We start from the raw sequence: 19,096 nt of genomic DNA, 5'->3' as shown, positions 1-19,096 counted from the left end.
ACAAGGACAAAGGGTGATGTCCCATACTTAGAACCAATCATCATCATCTTCATCCCATTGATTTTCGGCGGGAATACGACGGGAGCGATCGCGGCTATAATAACTCCCAGAGTCTTTTTGGGAATATCCCTCGGGTTCAGCAGGGGGGCGACGGGAAGGAGAACGAGAAACCTGTTCTTGTCCCCAATCATCGTATTCATCATCGTATTTTTTCTCATAACGGGGGGAACGGGTGTCCCTACGTTCTTCATAACGGGGAGAACCGTAATCTTGACGCTCATTATAACGGGGAGAACCGTAATCTTGACGCTCATTATAACGGGGAGAACCGTAATCCTCTCGATAGGTTGTACGACGGGGGTTGTAGGGTAAGTCGTCTTCGGGATCACCCGTAAAGGTACGACGAATGGATTCAAAGATGCCTTCATCTTCTTCGTCATCGTATTGTAGACGCACTTCTCGATTGAGTTCATACAGAACATCTTGTAAGTCGGCTTGGGCCCGATCTAAACGGCGTTCATCATCTTTTTCTAAACTATCAAGAATTTCAGTATTAAGGGCTTCGATTTGACGACGGTAGGAACTGGTAAATTGAGTGCCAAAGTCTAGGGTCACTTCTTTTAATCGTCGTAAGGACTGATCGGTCAAGGCTTTGGCCCGATTGCGTTTTTCGACCCGTTCCCGTCTTTGTCGGTCTTCTTCCGCAAATTCAGAGGCATCTCGAATCATGCGGTTAACTTCCCCTTCGCTGAGGGTTGAGGCCCCTTGAATCGTAACACTTTGTTCTCTTCCGGTAGTGCGATCGCGGGCAGTAACTTGTAAGATACCATTTGCATCAATATCAAAGGCCACTTGGACTTGAGGAATACCTCTAGGGGCCGGGGGAATACCTGTCAGTTTAAACCGTCCCAAGGATTTATTATCACTGGCCATTTCCCGTTCTCCTTGTACCACATGAATTTCTACCATAGTTTGATTATTTTCCCCAGTGGAGAAGATATCGGAACGACGGACGGGAATAGTTGTATTACGGGGAATTAATTTTTTTGTGACACCGCCAATGGTTTCTAACCCCAAAGAGAGGGGAGTCACATCTAAGAGGAGGATATCTGTCACTTGTCCCCCTAAAATACCTGATTGAATGGCGGCCCCAACAGCTACCACTTCATCTGGGTTAACGTTTTCGTTGGGTTCTTTATCAATGAAGCTACGAACTAACCCTTTAATCATGGGCATTCGGGTTCCCCCTCCCACTAAAATGACTTCATCAATTTGCACTGGGGTTAATCTAGCATCGTTTAAGGCCCGTTTAATAGGACGACGCAGACGACTCACCAATTCTCCACAGAGTTCTTCAAATTGAGGGCGTGTGAGGGTGGTTTCAATGTGTTTTGGCCCGTCTTCTGTGGCGGTAATGAAGGGGAGGTTAATATCGGTGACACTGACCCCAGATAGCTCAATTTTTGCCTTTTCAGCAGCTTCTGTGAGACGTTGTAGGGCTTGTCTATCTTTGCGGAGGTCTACTCCTTCTTTTTCTAGGAATTGTTCTGCTAACCAGTCTACAACACGCTTATCAAAGTCTCCTCCCCCTAATTGGGTGTCGCCACTGGTAGATTTCACTTCAAATACTCCGTCACCCACTTCTAAGACAGAGACATCAAAGGTTCCTCCCCCTAGATCAAATACCAGGATTTTTTGAGAAATCCTTTGATCTAACCCATAGGCCAAGGATGCGGCGGTGGGTTCGTTAATGATGCGTAAAACTTCTAATCCGGCAATTTTTCCGGCATCTCTAGTGGCTTGTCGTTGGGAGTCGTTAAAATAGGCGGGAACGGTAATAACTGCCCCGGTAATCGGTTCTCCTAAATAGCGTTCTGCTTCTTCTGCTAACTTACGGAGAATCATGGCGGAGACTTCTTCGGGGGCAAAGTCTTTTTTGAGACGGGGACATTTTATTTTGATATTGCCATATTCATCCCGACGAATGGTGTAGGGAACCTGTTTTGATTCGGGGGTAAGTTCCGCATATTGACGACCCATGAAACGTTTGACACCATAAAATGTGTTCTGAGGGTTAAGAACAGCTTGTCGTCTTGCCATTTGTCCCACGACTAATTCCCCATCTTTATTGAAACCAACCACAGAAGGGGTAGTACGCATTCCTTCTGAATTGGCGATAACGACTGGCTTTCCGCCTTCCATTACGGCGACGACAGAATTCGTTGTCCCCAGATCAATGCCGACTACTTTGCCCATGTGTGTTTTTTTCTCCAACTACTCCAATTCAGTTGTGGGTGGTGTTCGTTTCGAGAGTTTAACTTGATTGTGTCTCATTGACAATATTGTATCGAATTGTGTGGGGTTGTTATCGCTTCGTTCAAAGTCAGAAGCTCTGGGGGCGTGATTGCAAAGTTTTATTCAGTCTTAATGAGACATTTGTTTTTGATAAAATCATCTACATTCAGATTTTTAATAATATGTCCTAAAATATATTCAACATAAACCCGATCATCACTCATAAGAAAAATGGTCTTTTCATTGAGACATTTAATATTTGCTATAGACAGAAGTAATGATTACAACACTTTCTTAGGGTTATTTTGCCAAGGTTTGCGGTTTAATAGAAGCTAGAAATAGAGTACGATCATCCATATCTTTAGAGGAGTTAGTAAAAAACAGTGTTTGTCCTCAACGGTTACGAATATTTACTCGGCTTCTTACTCGCCTGTAGTTTAGTCCCTATTCTCGCACTAACGGCATCTAAACTCTTGCGTCCTAGTGGTGGTGGCCCCGAAAGACGCACCACCTATGAATGTGGCATGGAACCCATTGGCGGAGCTTGGATTCAATTCAACATCCGTTATTATATGTTTGCCCTGGTATTTGTGGTTTTCGATGTGGAAACCGTCTTTTTATACCCTTGGGCCGTTGCTTTCAGTCGCTTAGGGTTGTTAGCCTTCGTAGAAGCCCTAATTTTTATCGCTATTCTCGTTGTCGCCTTGGTTTATGCCTGGCGAAAAGGCGCGTTAGAATGGTCGTGAAACTTAGCAATTATCCCTTGAGAATTGTTGTACATTGATTATCATTAATCTCTCATGAGTCCGAACCCAACCTCCGATTTATCCGCCTTAGAGCAGCTACAAACCGAAAAAATCCTCAACCCGGCTGCTCGTAGCCAAGTGACCCAAGATTTGTCAGAAAATATTATCCTAACCACCGTTGACGATCTCCACAACTGGGCCCGCTTATCCAGTTTATGGCCTTTGTTGTACGGAACGGCTTGCTGTTTTATCGAATTTGCCGCCCTCATCGGTTCTCGCTTCGATTTTGATCGTTTTGGTCTAGTTCCTCGTTCTAGCCCCAGACAAGCGGATTTAATCATTACTGCGGGAACGATTACCATGAAGATGGCCCCCGCTTTGGTGCGTCTTTATGAAGAAATGCCAGAACCCAAATATGTGATCGCTATGGGTGCTTGTACCATTACTGGGGGAATGTTTAGCAGCGACTCAACTACCGCAGTGCGTGGGGTCGATAAATTAATTCCGGTGGATGTCTATATTCCTGGGTGTCCTCCCCGTCCCGAAGCAATTTTTGATGCGATCGTCAAACTGCGGAAAAAGGTCTCTAATGAGACGATTCAGGAACGGGCCACGGTCATGGAACAAACCCACCGTTACTATAGCACCCCCCACAAAATGAAGGCAGTGCCTCCCATTTTGACCGGGAAATATTTGGCCACAGCAACCCGTCAAGCTCCTCCCAAGGAATTGACCGAAGCGATCGGCATGGAAGTTCCCCCCGCTTTAGCATCCCAAAAACAGCAGGAGGAAGTGTAAAGTGGTTGATGAAAATACTCCCGAAAATGCCCCAGAAACGGAAGAAACCGCCATTATTCAAGCTGGTCCTGTTTCTAGTTGGTTGACGGAAAATGGTTTTGATCATGATTTGCTGGAACCGGATCATTTAGGGGTAGAGTTAATTAAGGTTGCACCAGAATTTCTGATTCCTTTGTCTACGGCCCTGTTTGCTTATGGATTTAATTATTTGCAATGTCAGGGGGCCTATGATTTGGGGCCAGGGAAAGAGTTAGTTAGCTTCTATCATTTGATTAAGGTGGGAGATAATAGCGATCGCCCTGAAGAGGTGCGTGTCAAGGTGTTTTTGCCCAGAGATAACCCCCATCTTCCTTCAGTTTACTGGATTTGGAAAGCAGCAGACTGGCAGGAAAGGGAAAGCTATGATATGTATGGCATTGTCTATGACGGACATCCTGATCTAAAACGCATTTTAATGCCGGAAGATTGGATTGGTTGGCCCCTGCGGAAAGATTATGTTTCCCCCGATTTTTACGAGTTACAAGATGCTTATTAAAGTCGGTTTTTACTAATAATTATTCCCCTCAACTGTTTTTGGTTTGGGGGGAATTTTTTGGGGGGACAATTTAGGGTTGAGGGATTAATTATTTTATACCATTTTCATCAACTTGGACTACAGATATTGATGTTGTAGGGGTCAACGGCCGTTGACCCCTACTTTAGCAAATTAGTATTATTTAACGCTATTTTAACTAGCAATTTCTGACCCTTGAATAGGATATTGTTTCAAAACTTCTTTTAAATATTGTCCTGTATAAGAGTTAGCATTTTTAGCAACTTCTTCAGGGGTGCCAAAAGTAACAATTTCTCCCCCTTTATCTCCTCCTTCTGGCCCTAAATCAATAATCCAATCTGAACAGCGAATCACATCTAAATTGTGTTCAATCACTAAAATAGAATTACCTTTATCCACTAATCTTTGCAAGACATTTAAGAGATGATGAACATCATAAAAAGATAATCCAGTCGTGGGTTCATCAATTAAATATAAGGTTTTTCCTGTTGCTCTACGGGATAATTCTGAAGCTAATTTTACCCGTTGTGCTTCCCCTCCTGATAAGGTAGGAGCAGACTGTCCTAATCTAATATAACCTAACCCAACATCAACCAAAGTTTGCAAACGACTAACTGCTTTAGGAATATTTTCAAAGACATTTAATGCTTCTTCTACCGTCATGTTTAAAACATCAGCAATAGAATGACCTTTATACTTAACTTGTAAGGTTTCTCGGTTATATCTTGCACCCTTACAAACCTCACATTGAACATAGACATCCGGTAAGAAATTCATCTCAATTACATTAACCCCTTGACCCCCACAATTTTCACATCTTCCTCCTTTAACATTAAAGGAAAATTGCCCAGGTTTGTAACCCCTTGCTTTTGCTTCTACAGTTTGACAAAAAAGCTCTCTGATCCCATCAAAAATACCTGTATAAGTTGCAGGGTTAGAACGAGGTGTTCTCCCAATAGGTGACTGATCAATGACAATTACTTTATCAATTGCATTGAGTCCCTTCATCTCATCTAAATGTTTAGGAAATGGATTTTTTTTAGTTAAATGATGTTGCAAAGCAGGATATAATAATTCATTGACTAAAGTAGATTTCCCTGAACCGGAAACCCCGGTAATAGAGACTAATTTTCCTAAAGGAATTTCTACATCAATATTTTTCAAGTTATTAGCATTGCATTTTTTTAAGCCTAAAGAAACTCCGTTTCCTTTCCGACGTTTGGCAGGGGTTTCTATTACTTTTTTCCCGGATAAGTAATCAGCAGTTAAAGATTTTTTGGATTTCAATAAGGTCTTTAAATCCCCTTGACAAACAATTTCTCCCCCATGAATTCCTGCCAAGGGGCCAATATCAACTAAATGATCGGCCATGCGAATAGTTTCTTCATCATGTTCGACTACAATTAAGGTATTGCCCAAATCTCTGAGCTTTTTTAAAGTAGTTAATAAACGTCCATTATCCCGTTGATGTAATCCAATACTCGGTTCATCTAAAACATATAAAACCCCTGTTAATCCTGAACCAATTTGTGTCGCTAAACGGATTCTTTGGGCTTCTCCTCCTGATAAGGTAACGGTTCCTCTATTTAATGTCAAATAGTCTAGTCCCACATCTAAGAGAAATTGGAGACGATTTTTAATTTCTTTTAAGGCTAATTCTCCAATTATTTGTTGTCTTGAAGTTAATTTTAATTGTTCAATTCTCTGCAAGCATTTATCAATAGAAACACTGGTTAACTCATTAATTCTGCATTCTCCTAAACGAACAGATAATGCTTCTGGTTTTAGCCGTTTTCCTTGACAAACATCACAGGTTTGATCAACAATATATTTCTCCATCTTCTGTTTAATAACTTCTGAGCTAGTTTCTTGATAATTATTGTCTAAGATCGCTAAAATTCCTTTAAAATGACGATAATAACCTTTGCTTTCATCGGAACGAGAATCTTGCTCAAACCAAATAGGTTCATCACTGCCGTATAATAAAATTTCTCGTTGTTCTTGAGTCAATTTATTCCAAGGCGTTTGAATTTCAAACCCGTAAGCTTGTCCAATACTATAGAATAAAGATAAATAATAAGAATTGTCTTTTTCTGACCAAGGAGCAATCGCAGCGTATAAAGGAGCTTTGGGATCGGGTACCACTAAATCAGGGGAAAATTGACGTAAACTTCCTAATCCATGACAATTAGGACAAGCCCCATAAGGAGAATTAAAGGAGAATAAACGAGGAGATAATTCTTCCATTACTGCCCCATGTTCGGGACAGGCAAAGTTCTCAGAAAACATGATTTCTGAAGGAATATTTTCTAGATTTTCCTGGTTTTTTTCCTCATTTTCTGCTAAAATGTGAACAGTGGCTAATCCTTCTCCATGTTTAAGGCAAGTGCTTAAGGAATCTACTAATCTTTCTTGCATTCCTTCTTTTTTTATCAAGCGATCCACAACAATTTCAATGTTATGATAATGATTTTTCTTTAATTCAATATTATCGGAAAGTTCCCGAACTTCACCATTAACTCGCACCCTCACAAATCCTTGGGATGCTAAACTAGACAGTAATTGTTTATGGGTTCCTTTTTTACCACGAACCACGGGGGCTAAAACTTGAAATTTAGTCCGATCAGGTAATTCCATGACCAGATCGCACATTTGATCAATTGTTTGGGGAGAAATTAAGCGATCGCAATGGGGACAATGGGGTTCACCTGCTCGGCCAAATAATAACCGTAAATAGTCATAAATTTCTGTTACCGTTCCCACCGTTGAACGGGGGTTATGAGAGGTTGATTTTTGGTCAATAGAAATAGCAGGACTTAACCCCTCAATTGTATCGACATCAGGTTTATCTAATTGTCCTAAAAACTGTCTCGCATAGGCACTTAATGACTCCACATAACGCCGTTGTCCCTCAGCAAAAATGGTATCAAAGGCCAAAGAAGACTTCCCCGAACCCGAAACCCCTGTAAAAACGATGAGGCGATCGCGGGGCAGTTCGAGATCGATATTTTTTAAGTTATGTTGTCTTGCGCCACGAATGCGAATGGTGTTTTTGTCTGACATATCCCCGAAGCTTAACAATCCTTAACTATAATAACGCTTTTTTTAATGGGAGTTAGAGTTCCGACTATCTTCGATAAAAGACTGATGATGGGTTATTGATAACTTTAAATTATTAATTTAATCGCTTAACTTTTAAAATTAAAATCATTTAACCTTTATTGATGCTTGAAACTTTTAAATAAGCAGAAAAATCAACCCTCATGATGGCTTAGCAGTTAATCAGGTTAATTGTAGCAAATTTTCTTTATGTTTTAGTTTCTTTTTCAATCCAATACCAAGCGGTAAAACACCCCACTGTTAACCCAACAAATAATAACATTAATGTCCAAGAATAAGGGCTTTTAAATGAACTATCAATCCAAACCCCGATCGCAATTCCCATTAAAGTAGGAATAGTTACTGACCATCCTACCATACCAAACATTCCTAACACAAACCAAATACTTTTTTTAGTGTGTCGTGCCTTAATTTTTCGTTTAGCCTTCGTTTCAACCTGTTGATAAAATTGACTCAAATTTGTCCTATCTTCTTTTTTATCTAGCTCAGATTTATCCATTTTAATTAACCAACTATTAACTAAATTAAGCACTTCTTAAAGCCACAATTGGATCAAGTTTAGCCGCTTGTTTAGCGGGAAATACCCCAAAAAATAAGCCAATTCCTCCTGATACTCCCACTGCTAAAATAATGGATTCAACGGAGATACTGGTGGCTAAAGAAAAGAAAGAACTCGCTATAATAGTACCGCCAATTCCTACCCCAATACCGATCACTCCGCCCAAGGTTGTTAATAAAATGGCTTCTAATAAAAATTGTCCTAAAATATCTTGTTCAGTCGCGCCTAATGCCTTTCTTAATCCCACTTCTTGGGTTCTTTCTGTGACAGAAACTAACATAATATTCATCACCCCAATACCTCCCACCAACAAAGAAATAACAGCGATCGCCCCTAACATTTGAGTCAAACCAGCATTAGTTTTATCAGCGGTTTCTAAGAGAGCATTTTGCGAAAAAAGCTTTACATCGTTACTATTTTTCAAGGAATGACGCAACTGAATTAAATTTTTAACTTGAAACTCAGCCGCCCTTACTGTATCTTGATCTTTTGCTAACATCGCAATAAGATTTAGATTAATGCCATAAGGGGAACGCCATCCTCGTAGTTGAGTGTGAGCAGTCGTTAAAGGAACAATCACATTGTTGTCTTGATCTGAATCAAACAACGAACCTTTTGGGGCTAAAACACCAACCACATTAAAGCTCATATTTTTAATTCTAACTGGTTGTCCCAAAGGGTTTTTATGAGGAAAAAGTCGCTGAGCAATGTCTGCACCTAAGACAACCACGCGCTTACTATGCTCGACATCAATTTCGTTGAGAAAACGTCCTTGAGATAGTTGATAATTTCTAACAAAGAGATATTGCGGTGTCGTTCCAATAATAGAATTTTGAAAGATCTTATCTTGATAAACAATCAATTCACTGGTGTGAATTTCCGGCGCAACATGGGTTAAAGTTGGGACTAATTTAGCGATCGCTTGAGCATCTTCGAGTAATAAGGGTTTAGATTCTGCCGAAAGATTGCGACGAACACGAGCAGAACTTAAACTGAGAAAGAGGACATTCGGCCCCAAAGCCTGAAATTGTGCTGCGGTTAATTTTTGTGCGCCTTGTCCCACTGCCACCATCCCAATAACAGAGGCATTACCAATAGTAATCCCTAACATGGTTAAGCTGCTCCGAAGTTTATTGGATAGGAGAGCAGATATCGCCATTTTGCAGGTATCAACAATTTCCATAACAGATCCCTAATTTTTCCCAATTGTCTAGTGTAGGGGTTTTGTTTAATTTTAATTTAATCCATGCGTGAAGCATACCACAACGCCCAGGCGAAAAGGGCAATAAAAAGGGAAGTGCCGACAGTGATCGCAAAGTTGTGAAAGGCGTGGGAGTCAATAAGAGTCATCTTCAGTCGGGGTTTAGGGAACTACTGAATTGATGGATTGTTGATAGCCGTATAAAAGTTGATGAAGTGACACAAAGACACGATGTCATATTAACATCAGCCCTCTGAATTTTCAAGCGTTAAAGCGTCAATAAGTCGTTGATTTTCCGGTTGGGTACGAACAGCAATCCGAAAATAGCGATCGCCTAATTCGGGAAAACTTAAACAGTCGCGGATTAAAATACGATGGTTTTGCAGTAATTTTTGTTGTAATTGAGAACTTGGCAAGGTCGTTTCTACTAATAAAAAATTAGCCTGACTCACTATAGGGTTAAGGGATGAAATCTCTAATAAACCTTGAAATAAAGCGGTTCGGGCCGATAATAACCATTCCCTGGTCTGTTGTTCAAATTCCTGATCTTGAATCACTGCTATCCCTGCGGCGACAGCTAGACTATTGACACACCAAGGATCGCGCCAAGTTTGCCATTGTTGGAGACGATCAGGATGAGCGATCGCATACCCTAAACGTAGTCCAGGAAGACTATAAAACTTAGTCAGCGATCGCACAATCACTAAATTAGGGTATTGAGACACCCAAGGAATTAAACTTTGTTGTTGATCTGGTGGTACAAAGTCCATAAAAGCTTCGTCTACCACCACTAACTTAAATTGTTCTAGTAAGGGCAATAAAGCAGCTTTATTCCATAATTTTCCCGTGGGATTATGGGGATTATTAATAATAATTCCGGCGGATGCTGTGGGAAGGGTTGTGAACGTTAAAGTCGGGGCGAGATCTTGCCAATTAAATTCATAAGTTTTAATCTTCGCCCCAAACCCTTGTAAGGTTCGCCAATAATCTTGAAAGGCTGGCGTAATCAGGTAAGTGATATCAAGTTCCCCTAATTGACGACCTACCCAAGTCAATAATTCCGCCGCCCCATTGCCGGGTAAAACCCACTCAATCGAGAGTTGATGCCATTCTGCCAGGGCTTGACGCAATTCCTGATAGTTAGGGTCAGGATAATGATTAAGGTTGTTTAAAGCCTCTTGAATGGCTGTTAATGCGCTTTGGGGTGGCCCCAAGGGATTAATGCTGGCAGAAAAATCTAGGATTGAGGAAGCCGGACAACCAATTTGCTTGGCTGCCCAGACTAAATTTCCACCATGAACAGGTCGTTTCATGCTGAGAGATTAATAATTTACTCTTTAGGGGCGACTTTGTCCTTAAACAACTTTCCGGCAGAAAATGCAGGCACCTTTGTCGCAGGAATACTCATTTTTTCATTAGTTTTTGGGTTACGACCTTCTCGTGCCTTGCGATCGCGGGATTCAAAGGAACCAAACCCGACTAAGGTCACTTTATCATCTCCTGAGACGGCTTCCATGATGGTTTCAATGGTGGCACTAATCACCGCATCAGCTTGCTTTTTCGTGACATTCGCTTTCATAGCAACTGCATCAATTAATTCGCCTTTATTCATCCGATAATCTCCTAATTTACTTAATCGTAAGGTATTTTACCCCGTCTCTCTGCTGAGATGATGCCCATAAAAAAGAGGGGTTGGGTGAGCCTGTCAGAGAAACTTTCTTGGGGTAGATCGCTCAAATCCTGATCGGCTAAATATTTCACTGCATTATTCTAAGCCCAATTTGTCTCTTATGGATCGCTGTAACCTTTAATTTATGTAGATATTTCTCAGATTCTTAATTTTTATGATCTTTCTGAGGGGTGTGAATGATTTTTCTGTACTACTTTAACTAACTACTTCGTGGGTGGCTTCTAAACTGTCCAATTTTTATGATACCTAACGCCTACATCTTCCTGATTAAGAAGCGTGATAAAGTGCCTCTAATTGAGTTCTTATCCAAAGGATTTCTAATGATTTTAACTGCTCTGAAATGCTAAAACAGGATGAATTTTCTTCCTTAAAGGAATTGACCAAATCTCCCACCATTAACATTGATTTTTGACGGTTAACAACTGGTTTACTAATTTCAGTAACTGTAGGATAAATTTCTTCGATTACTTTAGGGATTATAGAGTCTTCATTACGGATTATAGTCGTGATATTAATATTATTAATCTGGGTGGCTGTCAATTCTGCATCGCAAATCTCGGCACGTGCTAAATTAGCTCCGGTCAAATTAGCTCCTGTTAGATAACTGTGCGTTAAGTTAGTTTCTTGCAGGTTGGCATCAACTAAATTGGTATTAACTAAATAAGCATTAATTATTTGTGCTTTGCTTAAGTTTGCTTCCCTAAGATTTGCTTTACTTAGATCAGAATTAATTAATAAACTATGACTTAAATTTGCTTGAAAAAGTACGGTTTTAAAACAGACAGCAGATGTCAAATTAGCGTAGCTTAAATTAGCGTTTTCTAAACAAGCACTGCTTAAATTTGTGTGAAATAAAATTGCTTGTTCTAGATTCGCTTGGTTCAAATTAGCGTGACTTAAATCGAAATAACTCAAATCGGCATTTTGTAAATCAGGAACAATCTCTGGATTTTGTTCGCGCCATTGATTCCAGTTCTCTACACTTTTTGTTAAAAGTCTTAACTGTTCTTGATTTGCCATGATAAGTATTCCTGAATTTAAAAAACTTGATCTTGATGTCTCTCAGTATACTTACGGAGTGGTTTAAATTACTGTGATAAAACTCTCTGTCAAGCGGTGATTTTTAATCTAGACTTAATGTTAAATATATGCTTGCTTATTCTTGCTTCTCATACCAAAGTGTCTGATTATCAGTAATGATTCCCCTTAAATTAGTCTCCTCAAGGGTAACTCCCTGTAAATTAGCCCCTTTGAGATTGGCGTTTTCTAAATTAGCTCCTTTGAGATTGGTTTGCTGTAAGTTAGCTCCTTGAAGATTAGCCCCTTTTAATTGGGCTTTTTCCAAGTCTGCTTCTTCTAAATTTGCCTGTTGTAAGTTAGCCTCATAAAAAATGACCCCCGATAAATCTGCTTGGAAAAAGTTAGCTTCTTGCAAATTTGCTTGAGTCAAATTAACAGGTTTTGCTTCTTCTAACCCAAAAGGTGTAACAGACAAAGGTTGATTGCTGCGAGGAATGCGATATTTAACCCCAAGATTTTCTCTGGCTAAATTAACCCCTGCTAAATTGCACTTCACACATTCTCTTTCTAATTCCAGACGATATAAATTTTGATCGATTTGAGAACAACTCCCTAAACATAAAGTGGTTAAACAAATAAAAAGCAAAAAATATTGAGAATTCATGGTTTACTGCGCTCATTCCCCTAGCTAATACAATTATACTTGGACTTTGCAGATGGCCCCGAAAATCCTATAGTGAGAGGTGATCCCCAGTTCAGTGATGCGGCATTGTGAAAAAAATCTCTATTCTCGGCTCTACTGGTTCTATTGGCACCCAAACCCTTGATATTGTCAATCAATACCCTGAACAATTTCAAGTGGTGGGTTTAGCGACTCGTTCTAATATAGACTTATTGGCAACCCAAATTAAGCAGTTTCGCCCGGAAATTGTGGCTATTTGTGATGAAAGTCAGTTAGGAAATCTTAAAGATGCGATCGCTTCCCTAGACTATTCTCCTATACTTCTTGCCGGAGAGGAAGGGGTGGCTGAAGTGGCCCGCTATGGAGATGCAGAAAGTGTCGTCACCGGAATTGTGGGATGTGCGGGTTTATTACCCACCATTGCTGCTATAGAAGCGGGAAAAGATATTGCTTTAGCTAATAAAGAAACTCTGATTGCTGGCGGGCCAGTGGTGTTACCCTTAATTGAAAAACATGGGGTGAAATTATTACCCGCAGACTCGGAACATTCTGCCATTTTTCAATGTTTGCAAGGGGTTCGTGATGGGGGGTTAAGACGGATTATTTTAACGGCATCTGGGGGCGCGTTTCGAGATTGGCCGGTGGAACAATTAAAGTATGTTACGGTTCAAGATGCTCTCAAACATCCTAACTGGTCAATGGGTCAAAAAATTACGGTAGATTCTGCAACTTTGATGAATAAGGGGTTAGAAGTTATTGAAGCCCATTACTTGTTTGGCATGGATTACAATAACATTGATATTGTGATTCATCCTCAGAGTATTATTCACTCTTTAATTGAGTTACAAGATACCTCAGTTTTGGCTCAATTGGGTTGGCCGGATATGCGTCTTCCTTTATTATATGCTCTGTCTTGGCCCGAAAGAATTTATACTGATTGGGAACGATTAGATTTGGTAAAAGCGGGTAGTTTAACCTTTCGAGAACCAGATCATGATAAGTACCCTTGTATGCAGTTAGCCTACTCAGCCGGAAGAATAGGGGGCGCGATGCCTGCGGTTTTAAATGCAGCAAATGAGCAAGCTGTGGCTTTATTTTTAGCAGAGAAAATTGCCTTTTTAGACATTCCTCGCGTTATTGAAATAACCTGCGATCGCTTTAATTCTCATAATTCTTCAAGTCCTAGTTTAGCGGACATTTTAGAGGCTGATCAATGGGCCAGAAAAACGGTTTTAATAGCGGCTGAGGGGTTAGGAAAAGTCCCTAAAGTGGTTTCTTTAAAATAACCTGTAGGGCATAATATATTATGCCCTTATTCTATAATTTTTGATTTAATAATATGCCAACAAATCTAATTTTATTAATTGCAGCGTTGTTAGTATCTTTTCTTGTATTTCGCTGGTTATTTACAGTTATTAAATCAAGTGCGACTACCGCCATTTCTATTGCAGTTATTGTCTTATTATTACAATTAGGATTTGGTATTAGCCCCCAAAAATTATGGAACGAAATTACCAGTCTCCCCCAAAGTATTCAGCAACTTTTTCAGAAATGATGTTTTAGGCTAAATTTTTAATGGGCAAAAAATCCCGTTAATAATAAAGGCAACAAAATCAAAAGACTAATAATTAAAACCGCCGTTTGTGGACTAATAGGAATAATGTTCTTTTCTTTCGGTGGTTCTGTCATTGTAACGTCTCTCCTACATTAATTGTGATTTTAATTGGTTTTCATCCCAATAAGCTTTAACTTGGGTAATTTTTCCAGCTTCGTTGAGTTTAAATGTGGTAATTCCTTCGGCAGTTGCTTCCTTACCATTTTTAGAAATAACGGTCATTTTCCATTTAACGGCGGCCTCATTATTAACAACAAATAATGACTCTTTGAGTATATCAAATTTGCTGTAAAAAGTTGTGAGAATAGTAAACAATTTTTGGGAGTCTTCTTGAGGGTTTAATGGGGGTTTACCTACAGGATCATAAATAGTCGCATTTTCAGCTAATGTATTTAACCAACCTTGGGGATTCATGGATGCTAAACTGTTATAATAATCGGAAATTGTGGCTTCTATTGACATAATTTTCTCCATAGTAAGTCAAGATGTAGGGTGGGCATTGCCCACCTTAGGAATTATGATTTAAAATTCAGCACTCAAAGGCGTACGAGGGAAAGGAATAACATCTCTAATGTTGCCCATTCCTGTCATAAATTGTACCAGTCTTTCAAAGCCTAAACCAAATCCGGCATGAGGAACAGTACCATAACGACGTAAGTCTAAATACCACCAAAGATCATCAGAAATAATGCCCATTTCTGCGATGCGCTTTTCTAACACATCTAATCTTTCTTCCCGTTGGGAACCGCCGATGATCTCCCCAATTTTTGGGGCTAATACATCCATCGCTGCTACGGTTTTTTGATCATCATTCAGACGCATATAAAAGGCTTTAATAGCAGCAGGATAATTCGTAACAATCAAAGGTTTTTTAAACAATTCTTCCGCCAAATAACGTTCATGTTCTGACTGTAAATCTATCCCCCATTCTACGGCATATTCAAACTGTTTACTGGATTTTTCCAGTAACTTAATCGCCTCGGTGTAAGTAATGCGTTCAAATTCATTATTAATGATATTGTTAGCTGTTTCTAAGACAGATTTATCAATCCGTTGGTTAAAAAATTCCATGTCTTCGGGACAAGTTTCTAAAACATATTTAAAAATATACTTTAAGAATTCTTCAGCCAAATCTTGATCCCCTTCAATGTCACAAAAAGCCATCTCTGGTTCCACCATCCAAAACTCAGCTAAATGACGGGAAGTGTTAGAATTTTCTGCCCGAAAAGTTGGCCCAAACGTATATACATTTTGAAAAGCCATGGCCATAACTTCCGCTTCCAATTGACCACTAACCGTTAAATAAGCTTGTTTACCAAAAAAGTCTTGAACATAATCAACTTCTTGTTGTTTATTACGAGGAAGTTTGTTTAAATTAAAATTAGTAACGGTAAATAATTCCCCTGCCCCTTCACAGTCACTCGCCGTAATAATTGGGGTATGAACCCACAAAAAATCTCGTTCTTGAAAAAAGTTATGAATAGCCGTTGCACAGGCATTTCTCACCCGCATCACTGCTCCCATGGTATTCGTCCGCGATCGCAAATGTCCAATGGTGCGTAAAAATTCAAAGGAATGGCGTTTTTTCTGGAGAGGATAGGTTTCGGGGTCAGCTTCCCCATATACTTGAATTGTAGAAGCTTTTAACTCAATTCTTTGTCCTTTTCCTGGAGAGGGGACTAAACTGCCCGAAACTTCCACAGAAGACCCTGTATTAAGGGATTTAACCACATTTTCATAGTTAGGAAGATTGGTGTCAAGCACAACCTGTAAATTGCCCAAAGAAGACCCATCATTGACTTCCATAAAAGCAAATTCTTTTAATTCTCGCTTAGTGCGTACCCAACCTTGAATAGTAACGGTTTCATCAGGTTGACCATGACGTAAAATGTCTCGAATTCGTTTCGTTGGCATCGTGGTTTAGGATGATTAGGAAGTCATTGTATGGCTATTTTATCAGGTATAAGCTGTTAAAGTAGGGGCGAACGGCTGTTCGCCTCCACAATAAAATTAAGGGGTGTCAGGTTTTCCCGTAAGATGGTGTTTTGTAGATAAGATAAAAAGGAAGTATTATGGCAGAAACTCAGCCCCCCTTAACCGAACAAGTGGCCATCGTTACAGGAGCATCGCGGGGCATTGGCCGGGCAGTGGCCTTAGAATTGGCTAAGACAGGGTTAAAAATTGTAGTGAATTATGCCCGTTCTAGTACCGCCGCCGAAGAAGTCGTTAAAATAATTATAGAAGGGGGTGGAGACGCGATCGCCGTTCAAGGAGATGTCTCTCTCGCTGAAGATGTGGATACCCTAATCAAAACAACTTTAGAGAAGTTTGGCCGGGTCGATGTTTTAGTCAATAATGCCGGAATTACCCGTGATGCGTTATTAATGCGGATGAAACCCGAAGACTGGCAAGCCGTTATTAATCTTAATCTGACAGGGGTTTTCCTTTGTATTAAAGCCGTTACCAAACCCATGTTAAAGCAAAAATGTGGACGGATTATCAATATTGCCTCAGTGGTGGGACAAATGGGCAACCCTGGTCAAGCTAATTATAGCGCGGCCAAAGCTGGAGTAATTGGCTTAACCAAAACTGTGGCCAAAGAATTGGCCAGTCGTGGGATAACATCAAATGCGGTGGCCCCTGGGTTTATTGCCACAGATATGACGGAAAAGGTCAAAACTGACGATTTACTTCAGTTTATCCCCTTGGGACGCTTGGGAACTGCTGACGAAGTGGCCGGAATGGTGCGTTTTTTAGCCACTGACCCTGCTGCTGCTTATATTACCGGACAAGTGTTTAATGTAGATGGGGGAATGGTGATGGCTTAGGGAAGGTAAAACTAGGATTTTTCTATCAGTTTAGAAACTTAAATTTATCAGAGGGAATAAATCAATGTATCAAAAAATTCTTGTTGCTTTGGATATGTCAGAAATGGCAGAAATTGTCTTTAGTCATGGGTTATCTTTGGCAAAACAGCAAGATAATACTCGATTATTTTTGCTTCATGTTCTGTCAGGTGAAGAAGAAAATAGTCCCTTACCTATTCCCTCTGATTTAAAAGAATTATATCCCGCTACTGGTAATGATTTAACCTTAGAAAGTTGGCGAAAACAATGGACAGCTTTTGAAAAGTCTGGTATTGAAATGTTAGAATCTCATGGTAAAATTGCTACGGATGCCGGGATTAAAACTGAATTTAAACAGATTATGGGGGTTCCTGGTTCAACAATTTGTAAAACTGCCCATGAATGGCAAGCTGACGTGATTGTTATTGGTCATCGAGGACGTTCTGGACTGCAAGAATTTTTGTTAGGAAGTGTCAGCAATTATGTGTTACATCATGCCGCTTGTTCTGCGTTAATTGTGCAACCTTCTCGTTAAAAAGTAGAAGATACAATTATTAATTATAATTATATTCAACACCATTCTGGTAGTGGTGATAATGTTAGTAGAGATAAAAATATAGATTATAATACATAAATACCCGTTACAAAAACAAACTTCTGACTTCGTTAATAATGCCTTGTCCCCACAAAAAATAAAGCTACATATTGTTAAGTAAATATTGCAAAATCTTACAAGAAAATAAACTAAGAGAAAAAGACTCATACAAACTGATAAGATAGTCATGAGGCCTTGTAAACAAAATTAGTAAAACCAAGCTTTTTATACATAAAAAAGCCCAAAGTTTTGTAGTTTAATTTTCCTCGAAATCAGACAAAATAAATTATTTTTGCATCAGGAGACTCACAATGAATTTAACAACAACCTACCTGGGATTAACCCTAAAATCGCCTCTTGTCGTAGGTTCTTGCGCCCCATTAACCGAAGATGTTGATAATATTAAACGCATGGAAGATTCCGGTGCCTCTGCTGTAATTCTTCACTCATTTTTTGAAGAACAATTAAGACAAGAAAGACTCGAATTACATCATCATTTAACCTATGGAACCGAAAGCTTTGCAGAAGCATTAACCTATTTTCCTGAACCCGAAATTTTTCATGTCGGTTCCCAAGAATATCTAGACCATATTCGCAAAGCAAAAGAAATGGTAGATATGCCAATTATTGGGAGTATTAACGGTTCTACCTTGGGAGGTTGGTTAGACTATTCTAAACAAATTGAACAAGCAGGGGCCGACGCATTAGAATTAAATATTTATTATGTTCCCACAGATTTAGACATTCCTGGGGGCGAAATTGAACAGAATTATTTAGAGATTTTACGGGCCGTTAAAGCAGAGGTAAATATTCCCGTTGCCGTTAAAATTAGTCCCTATTTTAGTAATACCGCTAATATGGCAAAACGCCTCAGTGAAGCGGGGGCCGATGGTTTAGTGTTATTTAATCGTTTCTATCAACCCGATATTGATTTAAGCAACCTTGAAGTTTATCCCAATGTCCTTTTAAGTACCCCTCAAGCAATGCGTCTTCCCATGCGTTGGATTGCTATTTTATACGGAAAAATTGACATAGACTTAGCCGCTACCAGTGGTATTCACAATGCAACCGATGTGCTAAAAATGGTCATGGCAGGGGCAAAAATCACCCAAGTTGTCAGTGCTTTATTACGCCATGGAATTCACTATTTAAGCACCCTAGAAGAAGGAATGCAGAACTGGATGGAAGAAAACGAATATGAGTCTATCGAACAAATGCAAGGAAGTTTAAGTCAACTTCATTGTCCTGATCCTACCGCATTTGAACGGGCCCAATATATGAAAGCCTTACAAACCTATGCCCCTATTTGGCAAGTCCGTTAAGCCTATTTACTTGATAGCATGGATGGCCGTTTCCCTGATTAACCTTTTGGCAAT

18 protein-coding genes are annotated in these 19,096 nt (G+C 39.8%); 8 read left to right on the top strand and 10 right to left on the bottom strand.

Annotated features, from left to right (window positions below):
- Window positions 1-27 precede the first annotated feature (27 nt).
- Window positions 28-2,256, bottom strand: a complete 2,229-nt coding sequence (dnaK, locus tag VB715_RS01595) for a molecular chaperone DnaK (protein WP_323299443.1) — start codon at window positions 2,254-2,256, stop codon at window positions 28-30.
- Window positions 2,257-2,678: 422 nt separating this feature from the next.
- Between dnaK and ndhC the strand changes: the two genes are divergently transcribed.
- Genes ndhC through VB715_RS01580 form a run of 3 tightly spaced genes read left to right on the top strand, consistent with a single transcriptional unit; the run spans window position 2,679 to window position 4,374 of the window.
- Window positions 2,679-3,041: a photosynthetic/respiratory NAD(P)H-quinone oxidoreductase subunit C gene (ndhC, locus tag VB715_RS01590; RefSeq protein WP_323299442.1), complete on the top strand. Its 363-nt coding sequence runs from the start codon at window positions 2,679-2,681 to the stop codon at window positions 3,039-3,041.
- A 54-nt stretch (window positions 3,042-3,095) separates the two neighbouring features.
- Complete coding sequence (ndhK, locus tag VB715_RS01585; RefSeq protein WP_323299441.1) at window positions 3,096-3,839, top strand: photosynthetic/respiratory NAD(P)H-quinone oxidoreductase subunit K; 744 nt, start codon at window positions 3,096-3,098, stop codon at window positions 3,837-3,839.
- Window position 3,840: 1 nt separating this feature from the next.
- Window positions 3,841-4,374, top strand: coding sequence for an NAD(P)H-quinone oxidoreductase subunit J (locus tag VB715_RS01580; protein ID WP_323299440.1), 534 nt, complete (start codon window positions 3,841-3,843; stop codon window positions 4,372-4,374).
- Window positions 4,375-4,566: 192 nt separating this feature from the next.
- Here VB715_RS01580 and uvrA read toward each other — a convergent pair whose 3' ends face one another.
- The 7 genes from uvrA to VB715_RS01545 all read right to left on the bottom strand — a co-directional run bounded on the left by uvrA (window position 4,567) and on the right by VB715_RS01545 (window position 12,646).
- Window positions 4,567-7,455: an excinuclease ABC subunit UvrA gene (uvrA, locus tag VB715_RS01575; RefSeq protein ID WP_323299439.1), complete on the bottom strand. Its 2,889-nt coding sequence runs from the start codon at window positions 7,453-7,455 to the stop codon at window positions 4,567-4,569.
- Between the two features lie 244 nt (window positions 7,456-7,699).
- On the bottom strand, window positions 7,700-8,011 hold the full coding sequence (locus tag VB715_RS01570; RefSeq protein WP_323299438.1) for an AtpZ/AtpI family protein: 312 nt from the start codon (window positions 8,009-8,011) through the stop codon (window positions 7,700-7,702).
- Between the two features lie 25 nt (window positions 8,012-8,036).
- The gene (locus tag VB715_RS01565) at window positions 8,037-9,254 is read right to left on the bottom strand and encodes an ABC transporter permease (RefSeq protein ID WP_323299437.1); all 1,218 of its coding nucleotides are present in this window, start codon (window positions 9,252-9,254) and stop codon (window positions 8,037-8,039) included.
- 263 nt (window positions 9,255-9,517) lie between these two features.
- Window positions 9,518-10,585, bottom strand: a complete 1,068-nt coding sequence (gene cobD / locus VB715_RS01560) for a threonine-phosphate decarboxylase CobD (protein ID WP_323299436.1) — start codon at window positions 10,583-10,585, stop codon at window positions 9,518-9,520.
- A 17-nt stretch (window positions 10,586-10,602) separates the two neighbouring features.
- Window positions 10,603-10,884 carry an HU family DNA-binding protein gene (locus tag VB715_RS01555; protein WP_323293257.1) on the bottom strand — a complete coding sequence of 94 codons (282 nt, stop codon included), beginning with the start codon at window positions 10,882-10,884 and terminating at the stop codon, window positions 10,603-10,605.
- 345 nt (window positions 10,885-11,229) lie between these two features.
- Entirely contained in the window at window positions 11,230-11,982 is a 753-nt protein-coding gene (locus VB715_RS01550) for a pentapeptide repeat-containing protein (protein ID WP_323299435.1), read from the bottom strand.
- Window positions 11,983-12,118: 136 nt separating this feature from the next.
- Entirely contained in the window at window positions 12,119-12,646 is a 528-nt protein-coding gene (locus tag VB715_RS01545; RefSeq protein ID WP_323299434.1) for a pentapeptide repeat-containing protein, read from the bottom strand.
- 107 nt (window positions 12,647-12,753) lie between these two features.
- Between VB715_RS01545 and dxr the strand changes: the two genes are divergently transcribed.
- Together dxr and VB715_RS01535 are read left to right on the top strand one after the other, a co-directional pair.
- On the top strand, window positions 12,754-13,950 hold the full coding sequence (gene dxr / locus VB715_RS01540; RefSeq protein ID WP_323299433.1) for a 1-deoxy-D-xylulose-5-phosphate reductoisomerase: 1,197 nt from the start codon (window positions 12,754-12,756) through the stop codon (window positions 13,948-13,950).
- A 53-nt stretch (window positions 13,951-14,003) separates the two neighbouring features.
- The gene (locus VB715_RS01535) at window positions 14,004-14,219 is read left to right on the top strand and encodes a hypothetical protein (RefSeq protein ID WP_323299432.1); all 216 of its coding nucleotides are present in this window, start codon (window positions 14,004-14,006) and stop codon (window positions 14,217-14,219) included.
- 147 nt (window positions 14,220-14,366) lie between these two features.
- Here VB715_RS01535 and VB715_RS01530 read toward each other — a convergent pair whose 3' ends face one another.
- Both VB715_RS01530 and asnS read right to left on the bottom strand, forming a co-directional pair.
- A complete protein-coding gene (locus VB715_RS01530; RefSeq protein WP_323299431.1) occupies window positions 14,367-14,741 on the bottom strand; it encodes a nuclear transport factor 2 family protein in 375 nt (124 codons plus the stop codon).
- 60 nt (window positions 14,742-14,801) lie between these two features.
- The gene (gene asnS / locus VB715_RS01525) at window positions 14,802-16,193 is read right to left on the bottom strand and encodes an asparagine--tRNA ligase (protein ID WP_323299430.1); all 1,392 of its coding nucleotides are present in this window, start codon (window positions 16,191-16,193) and stop codon (window positions 14,802-14,804) included.
- Between the two features lie 158 nt (window positions 16,194-16,351).
- Between asnS and fabG the strand changes: the two genes are divergently transcribed.
- The 3 genes from fabG to VB715_RS01510 all read left to right on the top strand — a co-directional run bounded on the left by fabG (window position 16,352) and on the right by VB715_RS01510 (window position 19,042).
- A complete protein-coding gene (fabG, locus tag VB715_RS01520) occupies window positions 16,352-17,107 on the top strand; it encodes a 3-oxoacyl-[acyl-carrier-protein] reductase (RefSeq protein WP_323299429.1) in 756 nt (251 codons plus the stop codon).
- 64 nt (window positions 17,108-17,171) lie between these two features.
- Window positions 17,172-17,660, top strand: coding sequence for a universal stress protein (locus tag VB715_RS01515; RefSeq protein WP_323299428.1), 489 nt, complete (start codon window positions 17,172-17,174; stop codon window positions 17,658-17,660).
- Between the two features lie 371 nt (window positions 17,661-18,031).
- On the top strand, window positions 18,032-19,042 hold the full coding sequence (locus tag VB715_RS01510) for a dihydroorotate dehydrogenase-like protein (RefSeq protein WP_323299427.1): 1,011 nt from the start codon (window positions 18,032-18,034) through the stop codon (window positions 19,040-19,042).
- The last annotated feature ends 54 nt before the right edge of the window (window positions 19,043-19,096 follow it).

The organism is Crocosphaera sp. UHCC 0190 (genome assembly GCF_034932065.1).
GTDB lineage: Bacteria > Cyanobacteriota > Cyanobacteriia > Cyanobacteriales > Microcystaceae > UHCC-0190.
This window is presented reverse-complemented; position numbering and strand designations above follow the sequence as displayed.